This window comes from Bacillus sp. HU-1818, assembly GCF_022695965.1.
Lineage (GTDB): Bacteria > Bacillota > Bacilli > Bacillales > Bacillaceae > Bacillus > Bacillus atrophaeus.
The window spans coordinates 111,660-136,101 of the sequence record NZ_JAAPBE010000004.1 but is presented as its reverse complement, the minus strand read 5'-3'; the positions used below and the strand labels follow the sequence as shown (position 1 = coordinate 136,101).

Annotated in this window: 26 protein-coding genes and 1 pseudogene; 18 read left to right on the top strand and 9 right to left on the bottom strand. The window is 44.7% G+C overall.

Going from position 1 to position 24,442, the window contains the following annotated elements; translation table 11 throughout:
• Together GXP75_RS15750 and GXP75_RS15745 are read left to right on the top strand one after the other, a co-directional pair.
• The gene (locus tag GXP75_RS15750; protein WP_242557234.1) at positions 1-2,115 is read left to right on the top strand and encodes a cellulose biosynthesis cyclic di-GMP-binding regulatory protein BcsB; all 2,115 of its coding nucleotides are present in this window, start codon (positions 1-3) and stop codon (positions 2,113-2,115) included.
• Positions 2,116-2,323: 208 nt separating this feature from the next.
• Positions 2,324-4,045: a pyruvate oxidase gene (locus tag GXP75_RS15745; protein WP_061572330.1), complete on the top strand. Its 1,722-nt coding sequence runs from the start codon at positions 2,324-2,326 to the stop codon at positions 4,043-4,045.
• Positions 4,046-4,077: 32 nt separating this feature from the next.
• On the opposite strand, the gene GXP75_RS15740 is transcribed toward GXP75_RS15745, so the two are convergent.
• From GXP75_RS15740 to GXP75_RS15725, 4 genes are all read right to left on the bottom strand, one after another.
• Positions 4,078-4,344, bottom strand: a complete 267-nt coding sequence (locus tag GXP75_RS15740; RefSeq protein ID WP_004430424.1) for a hypothetical protein — start codon at positions 4,342-4,344, stop codon at positions 4,078-4,080.
• Positions 4,345-4,522: 178 nt separating this feature from the next.
• The gene (locus tag GXP75_RS15735) at positions 4,523-5,800 is read right to left on the bottom strand and encodes an Nramp family divalent metal transporter (protein WP_061572329.1); all 1,278 of its coding nucleotides are present in this window, start codon (positions 5,798-5,800) and stop codon (positions 4,523-4,525) included.
• A 240-nt stretch (positions 5,801-6,040) separates the two neighbouring features.
• A complete protein-coding gene (locus tag GXP75_RS15730; protein ID WP_214917227.1) occupies positions 6,041-6,298 on the bottom strand; it encodes a GlsB/YeaQ/YmgE family stress response membrane protein in 258 nt (85 codons plus the stop codon).
• A 99-nt stretch (positions 6,299-6,397) separates the two neighbouring features.
• Positions 6,398-6,850: a DUF2188 domain-containing protein gene (locus GXP75_RS15725; protein ID WP_242557233.1), complete on the bottom strand. Its 453-nt coding sequence runs from the start codon at positions 6,848-6,850 to the stop codon at positions 6,398-6,400.
• A 116-nt stretch (positions 6,851-6,966) separates the two neighbouring features.
• Between GXP75_RS15725 and GXP75_RS15720 the strand changes: the two genes are divergently transcribed.
• The 5 genes from GXP75_RS15720 (at position 6,967) to GXP75_RS15700 (ending at position 9,251) form a co-directional block, all read left to right on the top strand.
• Positions 6,967-7,773 (top strand): EcsC family protein, encoded by an 807-nt coding sequence (locus tag GXP75_RS15720; protein WP_242557232.1) that lies wholly within the window; start codon positions 6,967-6,969, stop codon positions 7,771-7,773.
• A 58-nt stretch (positions 7,774-7,831) separates the two neighbouring features.
• Positions 7,832-8,029 carry a hypothetical protein gene (locus GXP75_RS15715; RefSeq protein ID WP_242557231.1) on the top strand — a complete coding sequence of 66 codons (198 nt, stop codon included), beginning with the start codon at positions 7,832-7,834 and terminating at the stop codon, positions 8,027-8,029.
• A complete protein-coding gene (gene gsiB / locus GXP75_RS15710; protein ID WP_214917221.1) occupies positions 8,016-8,390 on the top strand; it encodes a glucose starvation-inducible protein GsiB in 375 nt (124 codons plus the stop codon). The genes GXP75_RS15715 and gsiB overlap by 14 nt, the downstream gene beginning before the upstream one ends.
• A 164-nt stretch (positions 8,391-8,554) precedes the next feature.
• Positions 8,555-8,899: a cupin domain-containing protein gene (locus GXP75_RS15705; protein ID WP_150224442.1), complete on the top strand. Its 345-nt coding sequence runs from the start codon at positions 8,555-8,557 to the stop codon at positions 8,897-8,899.
• A complete protein-coding gene (locus GXP75_RS15700) occupies positions 8,889-9,251 on the top strand; it encodes a YdbC family protein (protein WP_214917218.1) in 363 nt (120 codons plus the stop codon). Before GXP75_RS15705 ends, GXP75_RS15700 begins: the two co-directional genes overlap by 11 nt.
• Before the next feature lie 26 nt (positions 9,252-9,277).
• Here GXP75_RS15700 and GXP75_RS15695 read toward each other — a convergent pair whose 3' ends face one another.
• Entirely contained in the window at positions 9,278-10,099 is an 822-nt protein-coding gene (locus tag GXP75_RS15695) for a manganese catalase (RefSeq protein ID WP_003328111.1), read from the bottom strand.
• Between the two features lie 94 nt (positions 10,100-10,193).
• The gene (locus GXP75_RS15690) at positions 10,194-11,258 is read right to left on the bottom strand and encodes a TRAP transporter substrate-binding protein (protein WP_242557230.1); all 1,065 of its coding nucleotides are present in this window, start codon (positions 11,256-11,258) and stop codon (positions 10,194-10,196) included.
• A gap of 84 nt (positions 11,259-11,342) precedes the next feature.
• Here GXP75_RS15690 and GXP75_RS15685 point away from each other — a divergent pair, with 84 nt between their 5' ends.
• The 8 genes from GXP75_RS15685 to GXP75_RS15650 all read left to right on the top strand — a co-directional run bounded on the left by GXP75_RS15685 (position 11,343) and on the right by GXP75_RS15650 (position 19,872).
• A complete protein-coding gene (locus GXP75_RS15685; protein ID WP_242557229.1) occupies positions 11,343-12,950 on the top strand; it encodes a two-component system sensor histidine kinase DctS in 1,608 nt (535 codons plus the stop codon).
• Entirely contained in the window at positions 12,940-13,623 is a 684-nt protein-coding gene (locus GXP75_RS15680) for a two-component system response regulator DctR (protein WP_242557228.1), read from the top strand. The genes GXP75_RS15685 and GXP75_RS15680 overlap by 11 nt, the downstream gene beginning before the upstream one ends.
• Before the next feature lie 112 nt (positions 13,624-13,735).
• Positions 13,736-15,019 carry a C4-dicarboxylate transporter DctP gene (gene dctP / locus GXP75_RS15675; protein ID WP_061572320.1) on the top strand — a complete coding sequence of 428 codons (1,284 nt, stop codon included), beginning with the start codon at positions 13,736-13,738 and terminating at the stop codon, positions 15,017-15,019.
• A gap of 277 nt (positions 15,020-15,296) precedes the next feature.
• On the top strand, positions 15,297-16,322 hold the full coding sequence (locus GXP75_RS15670) for an AI-2E family transporter (RefSeq protein ID WP_242557227.1): 1,026 nt from the start codon (positions 15,297-15,299) through the stop codon (positions 16,320-16,322).
• 155 nt (positions 16,323-16,477) lie between these two features.
• Positions 16,478-17,404, top strand: a complete 927-nt coding sequence (locus GXP75_RS15665) for an ABC transporter ATP-binding protein (protein WP_061572318.1) — start codon at positions 16,478-16,480, stop codon at positions 17,402-17,404.
• Positions 17,397-18,164 (top strand): ABC transporter permease, encoded by a 768-nt coding sequence (locus tag GXP75_RS15660; RefSeq protein ID WP_061669614.1) that lies wholly within the window; start codon positions 17,397-17,399, stop codon positions 18,162-18,164. The genes GXP75_RS15665 and GXP75_RS15660 overlap by 8 nt, the downstream gene beginning before the upstream one ends.
• A 97-nt stretch (positions 18,165-18,261) precedes the next feature.
• On the top strand, positions 18,262-18,597 hold the full coding sequence (locus GXP75_RS15655) for a hypothetical protein (protein WP_061572316.1): 336 nt from the start codon (positions 18,262-18,264) through the stop codon (positions 18,595-18,597).
• Positions 18,598-18,723: 126 nt separating this feature from the next.
• Positions 18,724-19,872, top strand: coding sequence for an acyl-CoA dehydrogenase family protein (locus tag GXP75_RS15650; RefSeq protein WP_242557226.1), 1,149 nt, complete (start codon positions 18,724-18,726; stop codon positions 19,870-19,872).
• 43 nt (positions 19,873-19,915) lie between these two features.
• Here the strand turns inward: GXP75_RS15650 and fbpB are convergent, their stop codons facing one another.
• Together fbpB and GXP75_RS15640 are read right to left on the bottom strand one after the other, a co-directional pair.
• Positions 19,916-20,062 carry a Fur-regulated basic protein FbpB gene (gene fbpB / locus GXP75_RS15645; RefSeq protein ID WP_003328125.1) on the bottom strand — a complete coding sequence of 49 codons (147 nt, stop codon included), beginning with the start codon at positions 20,060-20,062 and terminating at the stop codon, positions 19,916-19,918.
• A pseudogene (locus GXP75_RS15640) lies at positions 20,034-20,223 on the bottom strand (Fur-regulated basic protein FbpA). The gene fbpB and the pseudogene GXP75_RS15640 overlap by 29 nt, the downstream one beginning before the upstream one ends.
• A 281-nt stretch (positions 20,224-20,504) precedes the next feature.
• Here GXP75_RS15640 and GXP75_RS15635 point away from each other — a divergent pair.
• Entirely contained in the window at positions 20,505-21,377 is an 873-nt protein-coding gene (locus GXP75_RS15635) for a cation diffusion facilitator family transporter (RefSeq protein ID WP_003328127.1), read from the top strand.
• Positions 21,378-21,391: 14 nt separating this feature from the next.
• On the opposite strand, the gene GXP75_RS15630 is transcribed toward GXP75_RS15635, so the two are convergent.
• Positions 21,392-21,712 carry a thioredoxin family protein gene (locus GXP75_RS15630; RefSeq protein ID WP_003328128.1) on the bottom strand — a complete coding sequence of 107 codons (321 nt, stop codon included), beginning with the start codon at positions 21,710-21,712 and terminating at the stop codon, positions 21,392-21,394.
• Between the two features lie 154 nt (positions 21,713-21,866).
• On the opposite strand from GXP75_RS15630, the gene GXP75_RS15625 reads away from it, so the two are divergent.
• Together GXP75_RS15625 and GXP75_RS15620 are read left to right on the top strand one after the other, a co-directional pair.
• Positions 21,867-22,952: a D-alanine--D-alanine ligase gene (locus tag GXP75_RS15625; RefSeq protein ID WP_242557225.1), complete on the top strand. Its 1,086-nt coding sequence runs from the start codon at positions 21,867-21,869 to the stop codon at positions 22,950-22,952.
• An 81-nt stretch (positions 22,953-23,033) separates the two neighbouring features.
• Positions 23,034-24,401 carry a UDP-N-acetylmuramoyl-tripeptide--D-alanyl-D-alanine ligase gene (locus tag GXP75_RS15620; RefSeq protein ID WP_242557224.1) on the top strand — a complete coding sequence of 456 codons (1,368 nt, stop codon included), beginning with the start codon at positions 23,034-23,036 and terminating at the stop codon, positions 24,399-24,401.
• Positions 24,402-24,442 lie beyond the last annotated feature (41 nt).

Sequence of the window (24,442 nt, the reverse complement as noted above, 5' to 3'; positions counted from 1 at the left end):
TTGAAAAAAGCAATCATATTATGTACAGCCTTTATGCTGATCGCAATGGAGGGCCGTGCGGCTGCCGTATCCCAAGAGCTGCAGGTCGACAGTTCTATTTTAGGAAAAGGAGACCGTGCCCAGGCCAAGCAGCAGGCGCTCACAAGTGATCTGATTACACTGTACGGATCAAGAGACAGCTCCGAATTGACTTACCAAATTCCGGCGGGGGCGTCTTCTGAAAACCAGCAGCTAGTGATCGAGTATGAGGCCTCTGACTTATTAATTTCCCCATCTTCTTTAACCGTTGCCATTGATAATGAACCGGTAAAAACCTTAAAGCTTGAGGGGATATCAAAGCACAAGTCATTGAAGCTTTCATTGAACAAAAGCCAATCTGCGCAAGGCTATCACAGCATGTCATTGAATTTTTACGGCGTACTGAAGGAGGGCGTTTGTGTCAGGCAGGATACGTCGGGCAACTGGATCAAAATATATCCCGACAGCCGTCTGATGCTTGCCGAAAACAGTAAATCAAAGGGAGTGACACTTGATCATTTTCCTTATCCCTTTGCCCAATCAGGAAATACTGATGAAGAAACGGCGATTGTCATCCCGGACAAGCCAAGTTCTGAGGAGATTGAAGCAGCCGTCAAAACAGAGGGCTATCTCAAATCTACAGACAGCAAGATCAACATTACGTATCTCAATGAATCAGAAGCGAAACAAATCGATAAACCGACCATTTTCATAGGAGCTGATCAACATTGGAACGGCAAGGTAAAACAGCTTCTTGAACAAGCCGGCTTGAAACCGGAAGGAAAAAAGCTTCTGCTGGCTGAAAGAATACTGAAAGCAAAGGACAAGCAGCAGCCTGTTCTGTTTGTGACGGCGAAATCAGATCATGTGATGGCTGATAAAATCAGTGTTATCACCGATCAAACATACACATCACAGCTGAGCGGCGAAACCTTAATGATAGACAAGCTGCAAAACAATAAACAAACAGCGGACAATGAACTGACACTGGCGAATTTTGGCGCGGATGATATTACCATCGGGTCTGCGAATACATCATCACCGCACTACTTTTACCCAACAACAGCCGTTTACGATAAAGATCAATCGGCAAAGCTGTCGCTTAAGCTGAAAAAATCTGAAACCATTCAAAAAGCGGAAACAAGAAGCGGCACAGCCGAATTGAAAGTCATGATTAACGGACAGCCGCATTCTGTCAGACTTGATGAGTTAGGCAAAGAAGATAAAGCCGGATATTATCACGTCTCACTGAAAGTCGATCCAAAACTAGTGCAGAAGAACCGCTACATAGATATACAATTTGTGGCGACAGGATTAAAACAAAACAACCCGTGTATAGATACGGATGAAGAGAAATGGCTTTTTATTGATAAAAGCAGCACGCTGTCATTCCCTGTAAGCGATACAGCGGCATCAGCCGATTTTCAAGCATGGCCGCTTCCTTACGCCGGAGACCGAAACAATCCGACGCTGATCATCCTTCCTGACGGCGTAAGTGTGTCAAAACTGAAAGAATTGTCGCTGCTTACAGACTCATTTGGAAGCGACGCCCAGAAAGCCTTCAAGATAAAAACATCATCACAAGTACAGGGGAAAGATGTAAAAGGCCGCCATCTCATTTTTGTCGGCGGCGTGAACCAATTCCCGCTTCTGAAGGGGCAAGCGTCAACTCTTACTGTTCCATCGGATAAAAACGGAACGTATGATGTATCGGGCTTCGATATGCTGAATGAAACGACGAAACAAGTCGCGTTTATACAAGCATCTTTATGGGATTCAGATTACAGCATGGCTGTTTTTGCTCCTTTATCGGGGAAAGGCGCATCAATTACAAAAGAAATGATCAGTTTCTTGGACAGCAACAATGACACAGCGACTGTTATCAATGAAACAAGCAGCCAGCAGATATTCACAAACCACCAGCAGCTGCAATCAAAAAATAATGATTCTCAAACAGAAAAAGCAGAACAAGACAACCAGCCGGACCTTCTGTATATCAGCCTATTGGCTGCCATCATCGTCATAGCCGCAGTCTTAATATGGTATACGGCACGGCGAAGAAAAAGAAAAAATGACAGAGGGCGGGACGAATCATAAAAAGAGGCGCATCAGCCTCTTTTTTTTATGACCATTCACGGCTTCTTATGGATTGTTGCCTGTATAATATGAAAATGTCACAAAAAACGGATCACAGTGTCCTTGCGACTCTCGATCTGTTTAGGAAAAAATTCACCTGATCAAACGTATCCTCTAGGTTTTAACAAACTCTTCCTGTGGTATGCAATAGGTAAAAGGAGGATACGGCATGTCACACAAAACAGCAGGACAAGCAGTAACAGAATTGCTAGAACAATGGGGAGTCAACCATGTATACGGAATTCCCGGAGATAGCATTAACGAATTTATTGAAGAATTAAGGCATGAAAGAAACGAATTGACATTCATTCAGACCCGCCACGAAGAGGTGGCTGCGCTTTCTGCCGCGGCTGAGGCTAAACTCACCGGCAAAATCGGCGTCTGCCTTTCCATCGCGGGGCCCGGAGCCGTACATTTGCTGAACGGCCTGTACGATGCAAAAGCAGACGGTGTTCCGGTGCTTGCCATTGCGGGACAAGTATCATCCAATGAAATCGGACGGGATTATTTTCAAGAAATTAAATTGGAGCAGATGTTTGAAGATGTGGCGGTATTTAACCAGCAGGTACATACAGCAGAATCTCTGCCAGATCTTCTGAATCAGGCGATCCGCACCGCTTACAGCCAAAAAGGCGTTGCGGTCTTGACGGTATCGGACGATCTCTTTGCGGAAAAGATTAAACAAAAGCCGGTATATACATCACCGACATATATTGAAGGGAATATCGAGCCGAAAAAAGAACAGCTTGTCACTTGCGCCCAATATATTAATAACGCGAAAAAACCGATTATTTTAGCAGGGCAAGGGCTGAAATCAGCAAAACAGGAGCTGCTCACTTTCGCGGACAAAGCCGCCGCGCCAATCGTCGTCACTTTGCCGGCAAAAGGCGTTGTGCCTGACAGGCATCCGCACTTTCTCGGCAACCTTGGCCAGATCGGGACGAAACCGGCCTACGAGGCAATGGAGGAATGTGACCTGTTAATCATGCTCGGGACGTCGTTTCCTTATCGTGATTATTTGCCAGAGGACACACCGGCGATCCAGCTGGACTCTAATCCGGAGAAAATCGGCAAGCGCTATCCGGTCACAGCAGGAATCATCAGTGACGCGGCACTTGGATTGCGTGAATTAACAGAGTATATCGAACGCAAAGAGGACAGACGATTCCTGAATGCGTGCACAGATCATATGAAGCATTGGTGGAATGAGATCGAAAAGGATGAAACAGAAGCCACTAACCCGCTCAAACCGCAGCAAGTCATCGCCAGACTGCAGGATGCGGCGGCTGATGACGCCGTGTTATCAGTAGACGTGGGCACAGTGACGGTATGGATGGCGCGCCATTTTAAAATGACGAATCAGGATTTCATCGTTTCAAGCTGGCTCGCGACAATGGGCTGCGGCCTGCCGGGTGCCATCGCTGCAAGCTTGGCTGAACCGGAACGTCAGGCTATCGCCATATGCGGAGACGGCGGCTTTTCCATGGTAATGCAGGATCTGCCGACCGCCGTGAAATATAATTTGCCTATCACCGTTGTTATTTTAAATAACGAAAACTTAGGCATGATCGAATATGAACAGCAGGTGAAAGGCAATATTGACTACGGCACCACACTCCAGAAGGTGGACTACGCCGCATTTGCAGAAAGCTGCGGGGCAAAAGGAATTAAAGTGACAAAGCATGAAGACTTGGCTCCAGCTTTCCATGAAGCGCTCAATTCCAATCAGCCCGTTGTCATTGACGCCATTATCGGAAATGAACCGCCGCTTCCAGGGAAAATCACATATGGACAAGCAAAAGGCTTCAGCAAATATATGCTGAAAAATTTCTTCGAAAATCAAAAAATAGAAATGCCTTCATTGAAGAAAAGTTTAAAACGATTATTCTAAAAAAAACAGGCGTCCCATAGCAGACGCCTGTTTTATTTTTGTTTTTTCGAAAGCGCAAAAAAGAAAGGGAATCCAGAACCGACCAATAGAGTCCCGAATAAAAACATCCCGCCAATAAAGACATGATAATTAACGCTGCCGATCCAGAGCCCGACAATTAAAGAAATAATACTTAATACGATCATCACAAAGCCTGGAACGAGCTTTTTCTTTCCTGTCACCTTATAGGCGATGACTGAGCATAAGATGCCGATGACGATTGGAACGATCCATAAATAAAAGAGGATAAATACTGACATATGCAAAACCCCGATTTTTTCTCTAATCATAACAAATTTATGTCAAAAAAGATATTCATGTATACCATTCCGGACTCATCATCCGCAACGCTATCATGATCATGCGCCGCTCACGTTGACGGAGCGGGTACCATCATCTCTTAGGCAGAAAAAAACCGGCCCATCTTGGCCGGTTTTTCTATCGGAATGTATCAACAATCAAAAATATGTTTAAAGCGACAATCAACACTGCGATCACCCAGGAAATCATGGTCACCCATTTCGCATTGATTAATGAGCCCATAATCCGCTTATTGCTCGTAAACATAATGAGCGGAATCAATGCGAAGGCGATGCCGAAGGAAAGAACAACCTGGCTCAGTACAAGAGCCGAAGTCGGATTTACTCCTGATGCAATAATGACAATCGGCGGGATGATGGTGATGAACCGCCGTACATAAAGCGGGATGCGGTAGCGGATAAAGCCCTGCATGATCACATCGCCCGAAAGTGTGCCGACAGATGAGCTGGACAGCCCCGCAATCAGCAAACCGATACCGAATAAAACGGCGGATATGGGACTGACAAGGCTTCCGAATTGGTCGAACGCAACATCAAGATCTTCTACATATAATCCGTTTTTAAAAAACAGTGCAGCGGCCACAATCAACATGCTGGCATTAATCGCACCCGCGATTAACATGGCTATTAATATATCAATAAATTCAAATCTGAATATCTTTTTCCGTTCAGCATCCGTCGTGCCGACTACCCGCCGCTGGGTAAGGGCGGAGTGTAAGTAAATCGCGTGCGGCATAACGGTGGCTCCCAGAATTCCGGCGGCAAGCAGCACGCTGTCAGTGCCTTGGAACGTCGGGATGAAAAGCCCCTTCATCACTGAGCCGACATCCGGCTTTGCGAAAAAGGTTTGCAAGGCAAAAGCGATCACCACGACAAACAGCATGCCGGCGATGCCTGCTTCCAGCGAGCGGTAGCCGCGGCGCTGAAGCTCTAAAATCGCGAACGAACCGATAGCCGCGATAATAGACGATTCAAGCAGCGGAATGCCAAACAGCAAATAAAGCCCAAGAGCTGCGCCGATGAATTCCGCAAGGTCGGTCGCTATAATCACGAGCTCCCCTTGAATCCATAAACCGATGGAAACCGGTTTTGGGAATTCCTCCCGCGCAACTTCCGGCAGGTTTTTGCCGGTTGCGATACCAAGCTTGGCTGAGAGAGACTGTATCAAAAGCGCCATAATATTAGAAAACAAAATAACCCATAACAGCATGTACCCGTACTTAGAGCCCGCTGATATATTTGTCGCGAAATTACCTGGATCAATATAAGCAATAGCCGCTATGAAAGCAGGGCCTAAGAAAGGGAGAAGCCCTCTGAATCCCCTGATTTTTCCGTCAAGGGCGTCCTGTACTGCTTTCGTGCGCGGAGATTGTGCTGAGATGTCTTTATCCATCATGTCATCACCTGAATTCTTATGTTTTTACCGTATAACAAATAGTTTCCTTAGCCCAAATTATTTTATCTACATCATATGACCATCAGGTTCTGTTGTCAACCAATGACTGTCAAAAACTGACCGTAAAATGTTTCCCTGATATGTAACATGATATGTAAAGTCTTTAAATAAAGGTCCATAAAATAAAGGCACCGTTTCATTGAAGAAACGGTGCCGGCTGTCAGTTTTCTGATAATGAATTTAAGCTTCCTTCCGCAATCCGCGGAACACAAGGCTTAATAAGAAAACAAAGATCACTGCGCCGATAATGGCGGGAATAATCGCAAATCCTGCGAGACTTGGACCCCAAGTTCCGAGAAGTCCGTGACCGATCCATGCCCCGATAAGTCCGGCAATCATAGATCCGATAATTCCTCCGGGCATCCGATTTCCGACAATCGCACTTCCGATTAAACCTATAACAATTGCAACAAGTAAAGATACTAAAAAGCTTAGCATGGTATTCACCTCTCCTTGGTTATTTACTGATCAATAGCCGTTCTGTTTATGTTCCAAACATCTGAAAGCATATTGCTGACATAATTGCGCTTTCCGTTGTTATTTCTCCATGTCCATCTTTTTTTGGACACTGCCATCCGCTTTATGAACGATGACTTCAGTGCCTTTATTTTCAGCTATTTCTTTAGCGCGGCTGATGGCTTCCTGCTTCGTATCTTTGACTTCAGTCACCCGCTTCGCATCTTCCGTTTTAACGGCCCATCCGTCTTTATGCTTGATGACATGCTCGGCTTTGTCCATCAGCTCGGGTCTGGCGCCGCTGTCGCTGTCACGATCCCGTTTCGTTACATTATCATGTTTAACGAAATCATCAATTTCATCCTTCGGTGCATGCTGCGCCCATTCCTTCGCCTGGCTTGTGGCGATCGGAATCGCGCGTCCTTCTTCATAGCCCTCATCAATCATGGCATTGGCGATTTCAATCGCTTTTTTCTTCACAGGCTTATCAAGATTTTTAAACGAATTCGGATAATCTTTCATTGACCAAGGCATGTCTGTCACTCCTTTAGCTTTTATAAAAATGATACCCAAAGGTGTAAAAAGAAAACGTTCCTGGGAAAAATGAAGGTATACTATATAGTAGAAAAAAGAAGGGAAGTGCTGGTTGGGTGACTGAACATCAAGAAGATCTTCAAAAACAATTGGAGGAAATTGAAAAATGGGAAAAGGAACAGCAAAAAGTCTGGTTCTGGGATAAGCTCAGCCGTCTCCCATTTCAGCTGCTGGACAAGCTGACTCCTGATTTTATCCATAAAAAAATCGGCACACTGCTGGATGAAGTGGGGAGCTTTATTCAAACGGGCGGGCAGTACCTCACATCTGAGAAACAAATTATCAAGCACTTTCAAAAGAAGCTGCCTGATGAGGCGATTGATTCGCTTCAAGATGTGCAAAAAGCTCCGCTTGCCATTATGGACGACATTGCGGAAAGTATGGGTCGGAACCGGGCCAATGCCGCAGCCGTTCAAGGAGCCACAACAGGCGTAGGCGGTGTATTTACACTGGCCGCTGATATTCCGGCAGTACTCGGATTATCATTAAAAACGCTGCAAGACATCGCGGTCGCTTATGGCTATGACCCTAAAGAAAAAAAAGAGCGGGTATTCATCGTGAAATGTTTGCAGCTCAGCTCAGCCGACATTGTCGGAAAAAAATCAATCCTGAAAGAATTAAAAGACTACGATCAAGACTCGCGTACATATAAAAGCGCCGCTTCCCAAATTCAAGGCTGGCGGGAAGTCGTATACAGCTACCGGGACTCCTTTGGCTGGAAGAAGTTCTTTCAAATGGTGCCGGTGGCGGGCATGGTCTTCGGGGCTTCTGCCAATCGGTCGGCATTACACAGCATCGCGGAAACGGGCATGATGCTTTACAAAAAACGGCGCATTCTGGAACGGCTGAAAGAAACAGAATAGAAGAAACCAAGCAGACGGACGTCAAATTCCGTCTGCTTTTTTTATAGGCTTTTGCCGAGTGAAACCTGAAATTACGGATAGCGAGCATTGGAGCAGTCTGAATGTTTTCCTTCGTGAGCGCCGTCCTGACAACGATTCCGAGGTTGCCAGACATGCCGAAACATATTCAATGTGTTTTCTTTGTTTAAAAGATATGAGAGCGGGAAATCAACAAGCAACACCAATTAAAGGAGGAATTCAAAATGGCACAAGATAACAAAATGAGTAGAGAAGAAGCAGGTAGAAAAGGCGGAGAAACTACTAGTAAAAACCATGACAAAGAATTCTATCAAGAGATTGGCGAAAAAGGCGGAGAAGCCACCAGCAAAAATCACGACAAAGAATTCTATCAAGAGATCGGTGAAAAAGGCGGAGAAGCCACTAGCAAAAATCATGACAAAGAATTCTATCAAGAGATTGGCGAAAAAGGCGGAGATGCCACCAGCAAAAACCATGACAAAGAATTCTATCAAGAGATTGGGCAAAAAGGCGGAGAAGCCACTAGCAAAAATCACGACAAAGAATTCTATCAAGAAATTGGCTCAAAAGGCGGAAACAACAACAATCGCAACGATTAATCAGCATTGTAAATACAACAGGCAGACAAACTGTACCCAAGAAGCGATCCAGGTCTACTCTGAGATCGCTTTTTGGCTTTTGAAAAACCCCTCCTGTTGTCAGAAAATTCTTTGTAGAAATAACCGCCCGCGTTACAATAGATGAAAAAAGGGGATGCAAGTAAATGCCGGATATACAGAACTTGATCAGCATGGCAAATGAAATAAAAGGCACGTACGCGAATTTTTCAGTCTCAGAGGTGAATGATCACTGCCTCCGTCTCGCAGTATTTACGGGAGAATATGACTGGCATGTCCATCCGGAGTCCGACGAATTATTCATCATTCTGGAAGGGGAATTGTACATCGATTTTAAAGACAAAGAAACGGCGGTTTTGAGATCGAATGACTCATTACTGGTACCTAAAGGAACCGTTCACCGCACAAGGTCATATGTGAGAACCGTGAACCTATGTATCGAGCATAGTCACGCCGAAACGCTGATCACGGAGCCAGAACATGCTGATTAAAGAAATGAAATGTGAAGTGGAAGCCGCACATAAGGAAGCATTTTCAAAAGCGCAGTCAAGGTGGGAAGAATTAAAGTACGTAAATGGATTTATTAAACAAGCCGGAGGATGGAGAAAAAATGAGAACGGCATGTTTACTGCAATGGTCATTGGCGTGTGGGAAGATCAACAAACATACGAAGAATTTATGACCAATGAACATGACAGGATATACGCTAACACTCATCAGCAGGGCACGTTTCGCTCCATACAAGTCAAACTGTATCAAGAAAAATCCCCAGTTGACACAGAGCGCTTTCTCATGACAAGCAACGTTCAACGCGAACCGGGCTGGACGATTCAAAGGCAATAAAAAAAGCCCTATTACAGGGCTTATTCTTACTCCCGGCCAGGAAGCGTATTGTGCACATATGGCGGAACCGGATTTAATGTCTGCATCTCTCCGTACGCTTTCGGTTCCTTCACATATTCAAAAGACTCTCCGTCAGGCGCTGCTTCATTCAGCCAGTTTTGTTTGGCGCTTTCTTCGCCTTCTGAGAAATTAATAAGCTGATGAGAAAATTCCTGCTTTTCAAGAGCTTTAGGGAATGTGCCCGGAACAATAGGGCCTTCCTGCGCTTCTAATTCTTTAATCGCCGCAAGCCATTGATTTTGATGCATCGTATCGCGTGCCAATAAGAAGGCCAGCATGTCTTTTACGCCTTTATCATCTGTCATCTCGTAGAGACGCGCGACCTGCAATCTTCCCTGTGATTCGGCATTGAGGTTAGCCCGGAAATCTGCCAAAAGGTTTCCGCTCGCTACGATATACCCTGCGCTCCAAGGAACGCCTGTACTGTTTTCCGGCATTGCGCCAAGTCCCGATACGATAGCATGATGAGGATTCATACCTCCCATGATGGAGCCGATTACCGGATCATCAGCAGCTTCTTCCTGCTCATGAAGCGGAGCGTCTTCAAGAAGCCTTGCGATCATTGTGGCAATCATTTCAACGTGGCCGATCTCTTCGGTAGCCGTATCCATGATTAAATCTTTATATTTTTCGTTACCTCGTGTATTCCATCCTTGAAATAAGTACTGCATGGCAACAGAAATTTCTCCGTATTGCCCGCCTAATATTTCCTGCATTTTCTTAGCGAATAATGGATCTGGTCGGTCTGGTTTAGCCGGATGCTGAAGCATCTTTGTATGTTTGAACATGTATTCCCATCTCCTTTTTCGTTTTATCACTCTCTATATCCCCTTCGGATACATGCATCAAACGAAAAAGAGAGTATCGGGACGGCAAAACTTGTTACGAATCAGTTTCGTAAGACTTCCGCAATTCCAGCAGATCGCGAATTAATTTACGGCCGATCACCGATTCATATTGGTGATACACGGGATCAAGGCGTTTCATCCACTCATCTTGCTCTGCCTTTGTCAGCTGATAGATGCTGATCGGGGAATTCTTTTTGATCTCTTGAAGCTGATCCTTATTCATTTGTTCGGCGTGTTTTTCATTCCACTCCGTCGTTTCCTTCATCGCTTCAGTCAGAATGCGCTTTGTTTCCTCTGTTTGTGAGTTCCAAAAATGATCGTCCGTCATGACGGCATAGCCGAGATAGCCGTGATTGCTGATTGTCAAATAGTCCTGAACATTATAAAATTTTTTAGAATAGATGTTGGAGATTGTATTTTCTTCCCCGTCGACAAGGTTGTTTTCTAATAGCTGAAAGGTAGAATTGAACGAATCTTGACGGGGCGCTGCGCCGAGCTGCCGGAATTGGTCTTCAATCACGTCGCTCTGCATAATGCGGAGCGCTTGGCCCTTTAAATCATCGGGCGTGCGAATCGGACCCTTATTGGATGTGATTTGCTTAAAGCCGTTTGTCCAATAAGCCAAACCTTTCATATTATTTTTCTTTAAAGAAGCAAACAGCTGCGTCCCGATTTCACCGTTTAAGCCTTCCTGAACGGCATCGTAGCTCGTAAACGCATAAGGCAAGTCCAAAACGCCCCATTCCGGAGAAAGCATCCCGAGCTTTGAGGTGGAGGGAGCGATAAATTGCACATCGCCGTTTCGCAAAGCGTTAATTTCTTCAATATCAGAATAGAGACTCCCATTCGGAAAAACTTCAATCTTTATGTTTCCGCCTGACTTTTGACGGACCAACTCCGCAAATTTATTGGCAGCCAGCCCCTTTGGCGTATTTTCAGCAACCACATGGCTGAACCTGAAAACAATCTGGTCATTTAAGCCTTCCTGATCATCATCGTAATAGAGCTCCTCATAAGCCTCACGATCATGGAAGCCTATAAATAAAGCGATTACAATACCGAGTATCATCAATCCGAGGCATGTTATCAAACTCTTCATCGCAGGCCCTCCCGTCATCCCTTATGATTAAGCATAATAGGGGCGAAGCCATTCGTAAAGATGAAGAGGGGAAAGGAGAAGCCCATGAAAAAGAGGAAGCTTTCGATCAGGTGGAAAATTACCATCCTGTCATACATTGTTGTTGCCTTTTCTTTACTTATCGGAGGCATTGTCCTCATTGGGAATATCCAGCATACAGAGGAGCGCGAACTGAAAAAACGGCTGATGAACACAGCCAGAACCGTTTCGGAGCTTACAGACGTCAAACAGGCGTTAACAGAGCATCATCAAAACGAACATGTGAGCGGTGCCGTTGAGCAAATCCGTATTATCAACGAAGCGGACTACATCGTGGTGATGGACATGAATCATATTCGCTATTCTCACCCCGTCAGCACCATGATCGGTCAGCGATCCGAGGGGGCAGACGAAGAAGCCGCATTTGCAGAACATATTTATTTCTCAGAGGCAAAAGGCGAAATCGGGACAGCCGTCCGCGCTTTTTATCCAGTTAAGGATCAGGAATTAAATCAGATCGGAGTGGTGCTTGTCGGAAAAAAACTGCCGGGCATCGTCGATATTATCATAAACTTGAAGCGCGACATCCTGTTCATCGTGATGCTCACCCTCGGATTTGGGCTGGCGGGCTCCTTTTTGCTGGCGCGCCACATTAAAAAACAAATGTTCCAGCTCGAACCGTATGAGATTGTGAGAATGTTTGAGGAACGGACAGCTACTTTTCACTCCATCAATGAAGGTGTCATTGCCATTGATAATCAGCACATCATTACGATATTTAATGAAAAAGCAAAGCAGATTTTCGAAGTGAAGGGCGAACTGGTCGGAAAGCTGATTTGGGACGTACTCAAAGATTCGCGGCTGCCGGAAATTGTGGAACGGAACAAACCCGTTTACAACGAAGAAATACAGGTCAGCGGAAAAATCATTATGAGCAGCAGAATCCCGATTGTCATGAAGAAAAAAGTCATCGGCGCTGTGGCTATTTTTCAAGATCGCACTGAAGCGGCAAAAATGGCTGAGGAACTGACAGGTGTCAAAAACTTTGTGGACGCGCTCCGTGTCCAAAACCACGAACATATGAACAAGCTTCATACCATTGCGGGGCTGATACAGCTGGGGAAATCTGATAAAGCCATGCAATTGGCGTTTCAGGCTTCTTCAGAGCAGGAAAGCGTCAATGAATTTCTTCACCAATCCATCCGGAATGATGCCGCGGCCGGACTGCTTTTAAGTAAAATAAAAAGAGGAAAAGAGCTAGGCATTCTCGTGTCTATTGACGAAAACAGCAGTCTCCGGGATTTCCCAGAACATATTGATCAGCATGATATCGTTGTGCTGCTCGGAAACCTGATCGAAAATGCATTCGGAGCATATGACACGGTCCATGCGGAAGACAAACGAATTGATATCAGCATAGAACAAACAGATGAAGTGCTTGCGATTTTAATAGAAGACAACGGATGCGGCATTTCAAAAGCGCACATTCCGTATCTTTATGATAAAGGATTTACAATGAATAAAACCGGCGGGACGGGCTATGGCCTCTATTTAGTCAAACAAATCACCGACAAAGGATTGGGCATGATAGAGGTCGCATCGCACGAGGGGCAGGGAACGTCCTTTTCAATCGTATTTCCAATGAAAGGGGAGGAAAGAATTCATGGCAGCTAAGGAGACAATAAAGGTTCTGCTGATAGAAGATGATCCAATGGTTCAGGAAGTGAATAAAGAATTTATCTCAAGTGTAAAAGGCTTTGAAGTATGCGGAACGGCGGGAAACGGGGAAGAGGGCATTAAGATGATCAAAGAAAACCAGCCGGCCCTTGTCATACTTGACGTCTATATGCCTAAAAAAGATGGCGTCAAAACGTTACAAGAGATCAGAAAGCAAAAACTCGAAGTCGATGTCATTGTCGTTTCCGCGGCAAAAGATAAAGAAACCATCAATCTGATGCTGCAAAACGGAGCAGCCGATTATATTCTGAAGCCTTTCAAAATCGAACGGATGAAGCAGTCGCTTGAAAAATACAAACAATATAAACGAAGAATAGAAGAAAACGAGACACTATCACAAATTCAGCTGGACATGATTCTCAATATGCCGCAGCAATCCGCCGAAGAATTGCCCAAGGGTTTAAATCATTTCACAATGAATGAGGTCATGAGCTACTTGAAGCAGCAAAAAACATCCCTTTCCGCTGAACAGGTCGCAAACGCTCTGGGAATCGCCAGGGTCACTGCAAGACGCTATCTCGATTATTTAGAAAAGGATGGAAAGATTAAATTGGACGTCCAGTACGGGGGAGTGGGCCGTCCGGTCAACCGCTATTTGTTTGTACCCTGACAAAAGACCAAAAAGACCAAAATGTCCGTTATGATCATAAGCTTCCCCCTAATTAATGAAAACGCTATCATTCTAGTAAGAAAGACACATAAATGTATGACAAGACAGGGGGATGGACAAATTGAAGCTGTCTAAGCTATTCAAAAACTTAACCGTTCAAGTCATAACGGCGGTCATTATCGGGGTCATTGTCGGACTGGTGTGGCCTGATGTCGGCAAAGAAATGAAACCGCTCGGCGATACATTTATCAACGCTGTAAAAATGGTTATCGCGCCAATCATTTTCTTTACGATCGTTCTCGGGATTGCAAAAATGGGCGATATGAAAAAGGTTGGAAAAGTAGGGGGAAAAGCATTTATTTATTTTGAGGTTGTCACAACGCTCGCGCTTATCATCGGGCTGTTTGTCGTCAATATTATGAAACCGGGAGAAGGCTTGGATTACAGCAAGCTCGAAAAAGGAGATGTGTCACAGTACACGGCAAACGGCGGACAGGGGATTGATTGGATTGAGTTTATCACCCACATCGTTCCGTCCAATATGGTCGATGCCTTCGCTAAAGGGGATATTCTGCAGGTCTTATTCTTCTCTATTCTTTTCGGAGTCGGTCTTGCGGCGTTAGGGGAAAAAGGAAAAAGCGTCATTGATTTCTTTGACAAAATCTCTCACGTATTTTTTAAGATCATCGGTTACATCATGCGCGCCGCTCCGCTCGGCGCATTCGGAGCAATGGCCTACACGATCGGACACTTCGGGCTCGACTCCATCAAACCGCTCGCCAGTTTAATGATGTCCGTTTATATCACGATGTTTTTGTTTGTATTTGTTGTTTTGAACATCATCTGCAAAATATTCGGCTTCAGCCTATGGAACTATTTGCGGTTTATAAAAGATGAACTGCTGATTGTACTCGGCACAAGCTCATCAGAATCAGTACTGCCGCGCATGATGGATAAAATGGAGCGCTATGGCTGTTCCAAATCTGTCGTCGGCCTTGTCATTCCGACGGGCTATTCATTTAACCTTGACGGAACTTCGATCTATCTGTCAATGGCCACGGTCTTTCTCGCTCAAGTGTTCGGAGTCGACCTCAGCATCGGCCAGCAGATTACGATCATTCTCGTTCTGATGCTCACCTCCAAAGGCGCGGCAGGTGTGACGGGAAGCGGTTTTATCGTGCTCGCCTCAACCTTAGCCGCCCTTCAGGTCATTCCGCTTGAAGGTTTGGCGCTCCTTCTTGGAGTCGACCGCTTCATGAGTGAAGGAAGAGCCATCGTCAATTTGATCGGAAACGGAATTGCCACCATCATTGTCGCAAAAAGCGAAAATGAATTTGACGAAGCGAAAAGCGTAGAGGCTGTCGCAGATATGAAAAAAATGAAAACAGCAGTCTAAAGGGAAAGAACGGCACGTTTCACCGCGCCGTTCTTTTTTATGTTCCCTCGGCCGATCCCTCAAACCTCCCCTCCAAAAGGCTGCATCATGACAGTATATTTTTCCAGAATTGTAACGAATGGAAGCCATAATCGGATGAAAGGATAAATAATAATTCTTTTTGAAAATCTTAATGGATGGACAGAGACCTCAGCGTTTTTTTGTTATATAATTTACAAATGTAGATGAAAACTATGTTTATGAATACAAGGGCTATTGTCCTAGCAGGGGTGTATAAATGACGGCTTTGATTAAATTTTTCCAGCACCCGGGAGTAAGACGTTTTCTCGTCTTTGTTGTATTGGCTGGTGTGTTATATCTCTTTAAAAGCATGATCAATCTGATTTTGCTTACATTTATCTTTACATTTTTGATGAACCGTTTAGAAAATGTCGTTCGACATTTTTTGAATCGCTTTTTTCGTGTCAGTCAGCGCGGAATCATTACCTTACTCTATATAGCGCTCGCTGTCGGGCTTACGGTTGGCGGTTTTGTCTTTTATCCTGTAGTGGCCGCCCAAATTGAACAGCTTATTAAGCAAATCAAATATATCGCTTATCACCCGAACAGCATTCCTTTCTTCGATGAGGTATCGAATGTCTTCGGAGATATCAATATCAGTTCGTATGTAAAAGAAGCTTTCAACGTGCTGTACACATATTTGGCTGATATCAGCACATTCGGATTACAGATCGTGATGGCTCTTATTCTCAGCATGTTTTTCTTATTTGAAAAAAAGCGTCTTTCAGAATTTATGGAAAAATTCAAAACAAGCAAGCTGGCAGTGTTTTATAATGAATTTGCTTTTTTTGGAGGAAAATTTGCCAGAACGTTCGGCAAAGTGCTGGAAGCTCAATTTATTATTGCGCTGGTCAACTGCATCCTAACGTTTATCGCGCTTTGGATTATGCATTTTCCGCAGCTGTTCGGCCTCTCCATTATGGTCTTCTTTCTCGGATTGATCCCGGTTGCGGGTGTAGTGATCTCGCTTGTCCCGCTGAGTATCATCGCCTACAGCACGGGCGGAGGGATATATGTCCTTTACATCGTGCTGGTCATTATGGCGATTCACGCCATCGAAACCTATTTCCTGAACCCGAAGCTGATGTCCGCGAAGACAGAGCTGCCGATCTTTTTTACCTTTACCGTATTAATTTTTTCTGAGCATTTTCTCGGCATTTGGGGTTTGATTATCGGAATTCCGATCTTTGTATTCCTTCTCGATATCCTTGATGTGACAAATAAGGATAAAGAACCTGGGTAATGGGGCCACATTCGTCATCTCACAGAAACAAAAAAAGCCGCTCTCTCAGTGTATATGGACCATCCGTTCATTCACTGGCGACAAATGTTATAATACAAACAGTGCCTAATTGATAGGCGCTGTTTATTTTTTATGCGAAAAAGGAGGAAGACTTTATGGATGAGCCCATTTTACATATTGAAGGCCTCAATAAAAAGATTGGCGCAAAACACATTTTAAAACAGATCAGCATGGATGTCCGTCAAGGAGAAATCATCGGGCTTCTCGGTCCGAACGGTTCAGGAAAAACAACCTTAATCCGGATCATCGTCGGGCTGTTGAAGCAAAACAGCGGACGGATTACGATTAATGGATTCCAGCACGACACGGAGTTCGAAAAGGCGCTCGAAGCAGTCGGCGCAATCGTTGAAAACCCAGAATTCTATCCGTATTTAACAGGATGGGATAACTTGAAACATTTTGCCAACATGCACAAAAAAATAGATGAAGAAAGACTTGAAGAAGTCATAGAGCGGGTGGGATTGACCTCCGCGATCCATGATAAAGTGAAAACATATTCCCTCGGCATGCGGCAGCGGCTGGGTATCGCCCAAGCCATCCTCCACAAGCCAAAGCTGCTCATTCTGGACGAGCCGACAAACGGGCTTGATCCTGCAGGCATGAAAGATTTTCGTGAGCACCTGAAGGAGCTTGCCGAGCAGGAAGGGACCACAATTCTTTTTGCGACACATTTATTGCGGGAGGTCGAGGATCTTTGCGACCGCGTCATCATCATTCAAAAAGGTGAAATCAAAGCAGAAGTGAAACTGAATGAGATAGATGAAAAAACAGAAAAAGCCGTGATCGAGGTGCAGCCGGCGGAAAAAGCGCTTGAATGGCTGGCTGCCAATCAGTTTGTCGCAGAAGTTTACGGGGATGCCATTGCGGTCAACGTCTCAAAACAGAACATTCCTCAGCTGAATCGCTCATTAATCGAACAAAATTTCAGCGTATATGCTATTACCCCTTATACGCAATCACTAGAAGATGAATTTATCAAGGCGACCACAGCATTTCAAGAGGAGGGAGAACAGCATGCCTAGATTAATCTGGAATGAACACATGAAGCTCTTCAATCGGAAAGTAACACTCGTGTCGCTTATTTTGATGGCTGTGTTTCACTTTTTTATGGCGCTGATTATTAAACGGATTGTTATCAGTGCGGGAACAGATGAAAATTTCATCGGCTATTTTTCATATACGCCGAGCCTGAATATCTTGCTGCAAGCCTTAACCATTGTGATCGCGGCAACTATTATCTCGCTTGAATTTGATAAGAAAACAATCAAATTTTTGCTCATCCGTCCGGTGAAACGCGAACGGGTCTTTCTGTCTAAATTATTTACGGTCATTTTAGTCAGTATTTATCTGTATCTTGCGTATTACATCCTGTCACTTGTATTCGGCTTGGTCTTTTTTGGCACGTCGCTAAACTCAGAATCGGACACGCTCTTTTTCAATACATTAAAGCTGATCGGCACCAATTGGATTGAAGCCGTAGCGATGGCATGCTTCGCCTTGTTATGCTCAGCTTTATTCCGCAACAGCTCCATGTCGGTCATTATTTCTTTTATCGTGTTATACGGAGCGAAATCGCTTGTCTCGATTATGGCTTTATTCGAAAACAGGTGGGGAAGCTTTTTGCTCTTTGCGAATACTGACTTCACCCAATACAGCAGCGGAGAAAAAACATGGTTTTCCGGAATGACGCCTTTATTTTCAATCGGGATTATTGTGATACATGTCGTATTCTTTTTAGCGGTCGCCTGGTGGAGCTTTTGCAAACGGGATGTTCGCGTCTAAAAGTAAAGGAATGACATTTTTGTGAAAATGCTCACGATAATCAATATTATTTGTCGTTTTGATTTATAATAAAGGTATTGACGGAGGTGCTCTACTATTGAGAAACTTTATTACCGCTTTACCGATTGTATTATTGCTGGGCTTCTCATTTGTGTCATTTATGTTTCAGTTTGAACATCTGGTCTACTTCAGGCTTGCGCTGGGTTTGTTCTCACTCGTGGGTCTGTTCCTTATATACAAAATGAAGACAGGTTTCCGTTACTTCATCATTTATCTGTATGCCAGCTGGATTGTGCTTGCTGCAGTTACCGCCTTCGAAGAACCGATATTCTCAAGCTTTTTCTTTGGCGGATTGGTGATGACAATGGGCTACCTGACCTATATGCTGATCTATCTCGGGATGAAACAGGATCGGGATGCACGAATCGTTTAACACGCTGTTCCTTTTGGAACGGCGTGTTTTTTTGTGCTGTCCGGAATGTTAACAGTTGCGGAATAATCGGTGAAAATCTATAATACTTATTAACTTTATCGGAATTAACTTTGGAGGGATTGCCTGATGTCATCTTTATTTATATACAATGAACAGCAGCGGCAATGGATAGAGAAAATAGGCCGGCTGGCAGATGAATTTCAAAAAACGGCAGCTTCTGATGACGAGCATGGTCGATTTCCTATCGAAAAAATCCAAGCCTTGCGTGATTCGGGTTACACGGCCTTGACGGTGCCAAAATCACACGGCGGAACAGGAATATCGGTCTATGATATGCTGCTTTTCCAAGAACGGCTCGCACGTGGGGATGCTCCTTGCGCCCTCAGCATCGGCTGGCATGTTAGCGTGATGGGGGAGCTTGGCGAGGGAAACAGCTGGGACGAAGACGTGTTTGCCTTTATTACGGAAGAAGTGAAACAGGGAGCAGTCATCAACAGAGCAGCGACAGAGGCAAAAACGGGCAGCCCGACTAGAGGCGGACGACCCGGCACAAATGCGGTGAAAAGAAATGGGAAATGGATTGTAAACGGAAGAAAGACCTTCACCACGATGTCTCAGGCTTTGGATTACTTCTTAGTCACGGCTTGGGTGGAAGAACAAGAAACGGTCGGTGTCTTTCTGATTCATAAGGATGAAGCAGGCGTAGCTATTGAAGAGACATGGGATATGGCTGCGATGCGGGCGACGGGGAGTCATGACCTTGTCCTGAAACAAGTCACCCTTGATGAAAATAAGCTGGTGGAATCACTTTCGGGACCCCGGGGCAAAAAGCCGAACGGCTGGCTGCTCCATATCCCGGCCGTCTATCTCGGAATCGCTCAGGCAGCGAGAGACTATGCGGTCCGCTTTGCTGCTGAGTATTCGCCGAACAGCCTGAATGGTCCGATTAAAGAGGTGCCCGCAGTGCAAAAACGCATAGGTGAAATGGAGCTCGAACTGCTGAATGCCAGACATTTTCTGTTTCGGGCAGCCCAACTGTATGATGATCCGGAGCGCCGTCCTTATTTGAAAAGCGAACTTGGCGCGGCAAAACACATCGTGACAAACACAGCCATTTCTGCGGTAGATAAAGCCATGAGGATCGTCGGGGCAAAGAGCCTTGAACGAACGAATCCGCTGCAGCGCTATTATCGCGATGTTCGGGCCGGGCTGCATAATCCGCCGATGGACGATGCGGTCATACAAAAGTTAGCTTCAGAAGCATTTGACAACTAAAGTAAAGAGCCTGGGGTGGTGCACTTCATCCCAGGCTCTTTTTTTATGTATTATTTTTCTCTTGAAGCTGTTTTTGATACTTACGGTCGATCCTGTCGTAAATGACGTTCATAAGCTCGGAACTGCGTATGATCGCTTCTTTATTTTCCTGAACGAGCTGCTCATAAGTCTTTACTTTGCGTTTTGGCATGATCCTGCACCCTTCTGGCATATTTTATATTCACTTTCTAATTCACCTAATGATAATTCATATAAATGACGCTCTGACTTTTTATATATACCGTTCTGAATCAGCATATGAATAAGCTGTTTTTTCCTTACTTCAATGGCATTTCTGATCTGAGGAGCCATAGTGTCATCAACCTCCAATCACACAAGCGATATTGATAATCATTATCAATTAAGGTTAGTATACAATTTTTAAAAACATATGTAAAGGTGTCTGTCAACAAAATTTTGACAATTTGTATACAAGGGCATTATGGCCGCTATTCGACAATCTCAAAGTTTCCCGGGCAATAATTTGACATATTTCTCTGCTTTAAAAATTCTGTCGAGAGCGACAAGAACAGAAATTGCTTATTTTAAGCGTTTTTATCCATACTATGTTATAGAATGGAGGCTGATTTGCGGTGGATCGAACGGATAACTTAAAAAGAGGGGAAAAAGGGGCGATCATTAACATTGCGGCCTACATAACACTTGCTGTGATAAAGCTGGTCATCGGCACTCTATATCATTCCGAAGCGCTTCGTGCAGACGGATTAAACAACGGAACGGATATCGTTGCGTCGCTTGCGGTTTTGATCGGCCTGCGAATCTCCCAAAGACCTGCAGACAGTGATCATCCATACGGCCATTATCGCGCTGAAACAATTTCCTCGCTTATTGCGTCTTTTATTATGATGGCTGTCGGAATTGAAGTCCTTATTGGGGGAGGAAAGTCAATTGTAAGCGGGACGACCGAAACACCGAGCATGATAGCCGCATGGACTGCTTTGGGAGGGGCTGCGGTGATGTACAGCATGTATATGTACAATAAAAGGCTGGCCGCCAGTATTAAAAGCCAAGCGCTTTTGGCGGCGGCAAAAGACAGCAGATCAGACGCTTTCGTAAGTGCAGGAGCATTTGTAGGTGTCATATCCGCCCAGCTGCATCTGCCGTGGATTGATCCTGTGACGGCATTTATTATCGGGATCATCATCTGCAAGACCGCATGGGATATATTCAAAGAGGCATCCCACTCATTAACCGACGGATTTTATCTGAAGGATCTAGAGCCTTACAAACTGACCGTCAGCAAAGTGAAAACCGTGAACCGTTTAAAGGATGTAAGAGCGAGGTATCTCGGCAGCGCGGTTCATATTGAAATGGTGATTACAGTTGATCCGAAGTTGTCTGTGGAAGAAGGACATAATGTGGCTGATGAAGTAGAAAATGCAATAAAAAATGAACATGATGTCACTCATGTTCATGTTCATGTAGAGCCCGACGACATAAAATAAGCCTGTTTACCGAATTAGCTTATATGTTCAGATAAGAACTCAGTTACTTCTTCTGGTGATTTCGCATTTGCGCTGTGAAGGTGGCCTGTTTTTTCTCCGTTTTTGAAAACTAGCAGGCTTGGAATACCCATGACCTGATATGTTTCGGCAAGCTCAGGAAGCTCGTCTTTATTCAGTTCATACCAATCATTTTGATTATAGGCTTCCAAAATGTCGCCGATGAACATATTCATGCGCGTGCAATCAGGGCACCAGTCAGCGTAAAATTTGATAATGATTTCTTTATCAGATTGAATAAGTTCATTAAATTGTTCTTTTGTTGTGATTTTTTTCATATGTCACATCTCCTTTTCAATGCCATTTTAATATAAAATAAAAAGGAATTACATACAAATGCTTTTACCTTCGTATCGGCCCAAAAATAATTAGATCATTTTCTTATGAAAATGATAAGATAGTAAAGATGAATTGTAGTGGGGGGAATATCCATTGAAAACAAGTCTAGGATTGGTGTACGGCGGCAAGTCAGCCGAGCATAACGTTTCGCTGCAGACAGCTTTGGCTGTAACAAAAGCGCTAAATACTGAGAAGTTTGATATACATCCGATTTATATTACTGAAGAAGGCGAGTGGCAAAGAGGGGCGCGCTTAACTGAGCCGGTCTCTAATGTGAAAATGCTCCAGCTCGAACAAAACGGGAGCTCTTTTTCCCCGGCAGCTTTGAACAAAGAAATGTTCCCGGGAGATTCTTCGAAAGAAAACGAAGCGATTGATGTCGTGTTTCCGCTATTGCACGGTCCAAATGGAGAAGACGGCACAATCCAAGGGCTGCTTGAACTATTAAATATTCCTTATGTCGGTAACGGAGTGCTTGCTTCTTCTGCGGGTATGGATAAAGTTGTGATGAAACACTTATTTGCCCAAGCAGGCCTTTCTCAGGCTAAGTATGCGGCTTTCCTTAAAAAAGACTGGAGCCGTTCTTCTGAGGAATGCTGTGAACAAGTTGAAAAGGAACTGGGCTATCCATGCTTTGTGAAACCGGCGAACCTGGGTTCAAGCGTCGGAATCAGCAAGTGCCGCAACCGTGAAGAATTGGAAAAAGCGTTTGAGCTTGCGTTCCAATATGACCGCAAAGTAGTGGTGGAAGAAGGCGTCATCGGCCGGGAAATTGAAATCGGCGTTCTCGGAAATGATGAACCGAAATGCTCCGTAGTCGGAGAAATCGCACCTAAAACTGATTTCTATGATTATAAAGCGAAATACGAAGACGGAGACACTGATCTTATTATTCCGGCGGAAGTGACGGATGACCAATACGAAAAAATCAGTGACATGGCGATCAAAGCTTTCAAAGCAATTGACGGATCAGGCCTTGTCAGAGCGGACTTTTTCCTGACAGCTGACGGCGAAGTGCTGATCAATGAAGTAAACACGATGCCGGGCTTCACGCCATTCAGCATGTTCCCGCTTCTCTGGAAAGAAGCAGGCATTGAATACGCCGACTTAATTGAACAGCTTGTTGATCTGGCAAAGGAACGGCATGCAGAAAAACAATTGATTAAACATACATGTTAATGCACCAAGGACACTGCCGGTCATAAGGCAGTGTCTTTTCCCGTACTGAAGAAAAATATTAAAGAAAGAGAGGTGCCTCATTTGATTAAGCGAACAGTAAAGAAAATCGCAGAAATGGTCAAAGGCACACTGATAGATCCCGCATATGAAAATATAGTGATTCAAGGAGTAGCAACTGACACGAGAAAGCTTGAAGAAAACCAGCTCTTCGTTCCGCTGACAGGGGAGAATTTCAACGGGCATACATTTGTCGGGCAGGCATTTGAGAATGGCGTATCCGCTGTGCTTTGGAATAAATCTGAACCGAATCCGCCTCAAGATCAGGCTGTCATTCTTGTGGATGATACGCTGGCAGCGCTTCAGGAGCTCTCAAAAGCGTACTTACAAGAGCTCGGCACACGTGTCATCGGCGTAACAGGCAGCAACGGTAAAACAACGACAAAGGATATGCTCCACGCTGTGCTGCAAACGCAATTCCGTGTTCATAAAACAGAAGGAAACTTTAACAACCATATCGGCCTGCCGCTGACCGTTCTTTCTATGCCGGAAGATACTGAAGTTGCGGTCCTTGAAATGGGAATGAGCGGAAAAGGAGAAATCGACCTCCTCACTCGTCTTGCTAATCCGGAAGCTGCGGTGATAACCAACATCGGCGAATCGCATATGCAAGATTTAGGATCGAGGGAAGGCATTGCGGAAGCGAAGCTAGAAATTACCAATGGCCTCAAAAAAGACGGCATCCTTATTTATATCGGGGATGAACCGCTCTTAAACAAGAGAAGCTACAGCTGCCGTACGAAAACCTTCGGGGCGGATGAAGGAAATGATTATCAGCTGGAGGACGTAAAACAAACGGAAGACGGCACACATTTCAGTATAAAAGGGATAGACAAGACATTCTTTATCCCGGTACTCGGAAAGCACAATGTGTTAAATGCAATTGCTGCCTTTGCCGCGGGTATTCACTTTGGAATCACGCTTGAAAACGCTGCGAAAGGATTAAGCGGGCTGAAAGTAACCGGAATGAGGCTGGAACTGCTGAAAAGCGAGGGCGGCATTTCCATCATTAATGATGCCTATAACGCAAGTCCGACCTCTATGAAGGCTGCAATTGAGCTGATAGAAAGCATGAAAGGCTATGGCAAAAAAATGCTCGTGCTTGGAGATATGCTTGAACTCGGCGATCTTGAACAAGAATTCCATACAGAGTGCGGCGCCGTGATTAATCCGGCGGCGATTGACTATGTTTTTACATACGGAAAGCTTGGCGCCTTCATCGCAGCGGGAGCGCACCGGCATTTTGACCAAGAGCGCGTCAGTCATTTCAGTGATAAAACAAAATTGTTGCAAGCCGTTGCCGAAAAGGCTGAAAAAGGAGATTTAATCCTGTTTAAAGCGTCCAGAGGTATGAAGCTTGAAGAAATCGTTAAAGATTTAATGAAGGGCTGAAAAAGGTTTAACCGTTCTCAACTTGGGTATTATAAAAACCA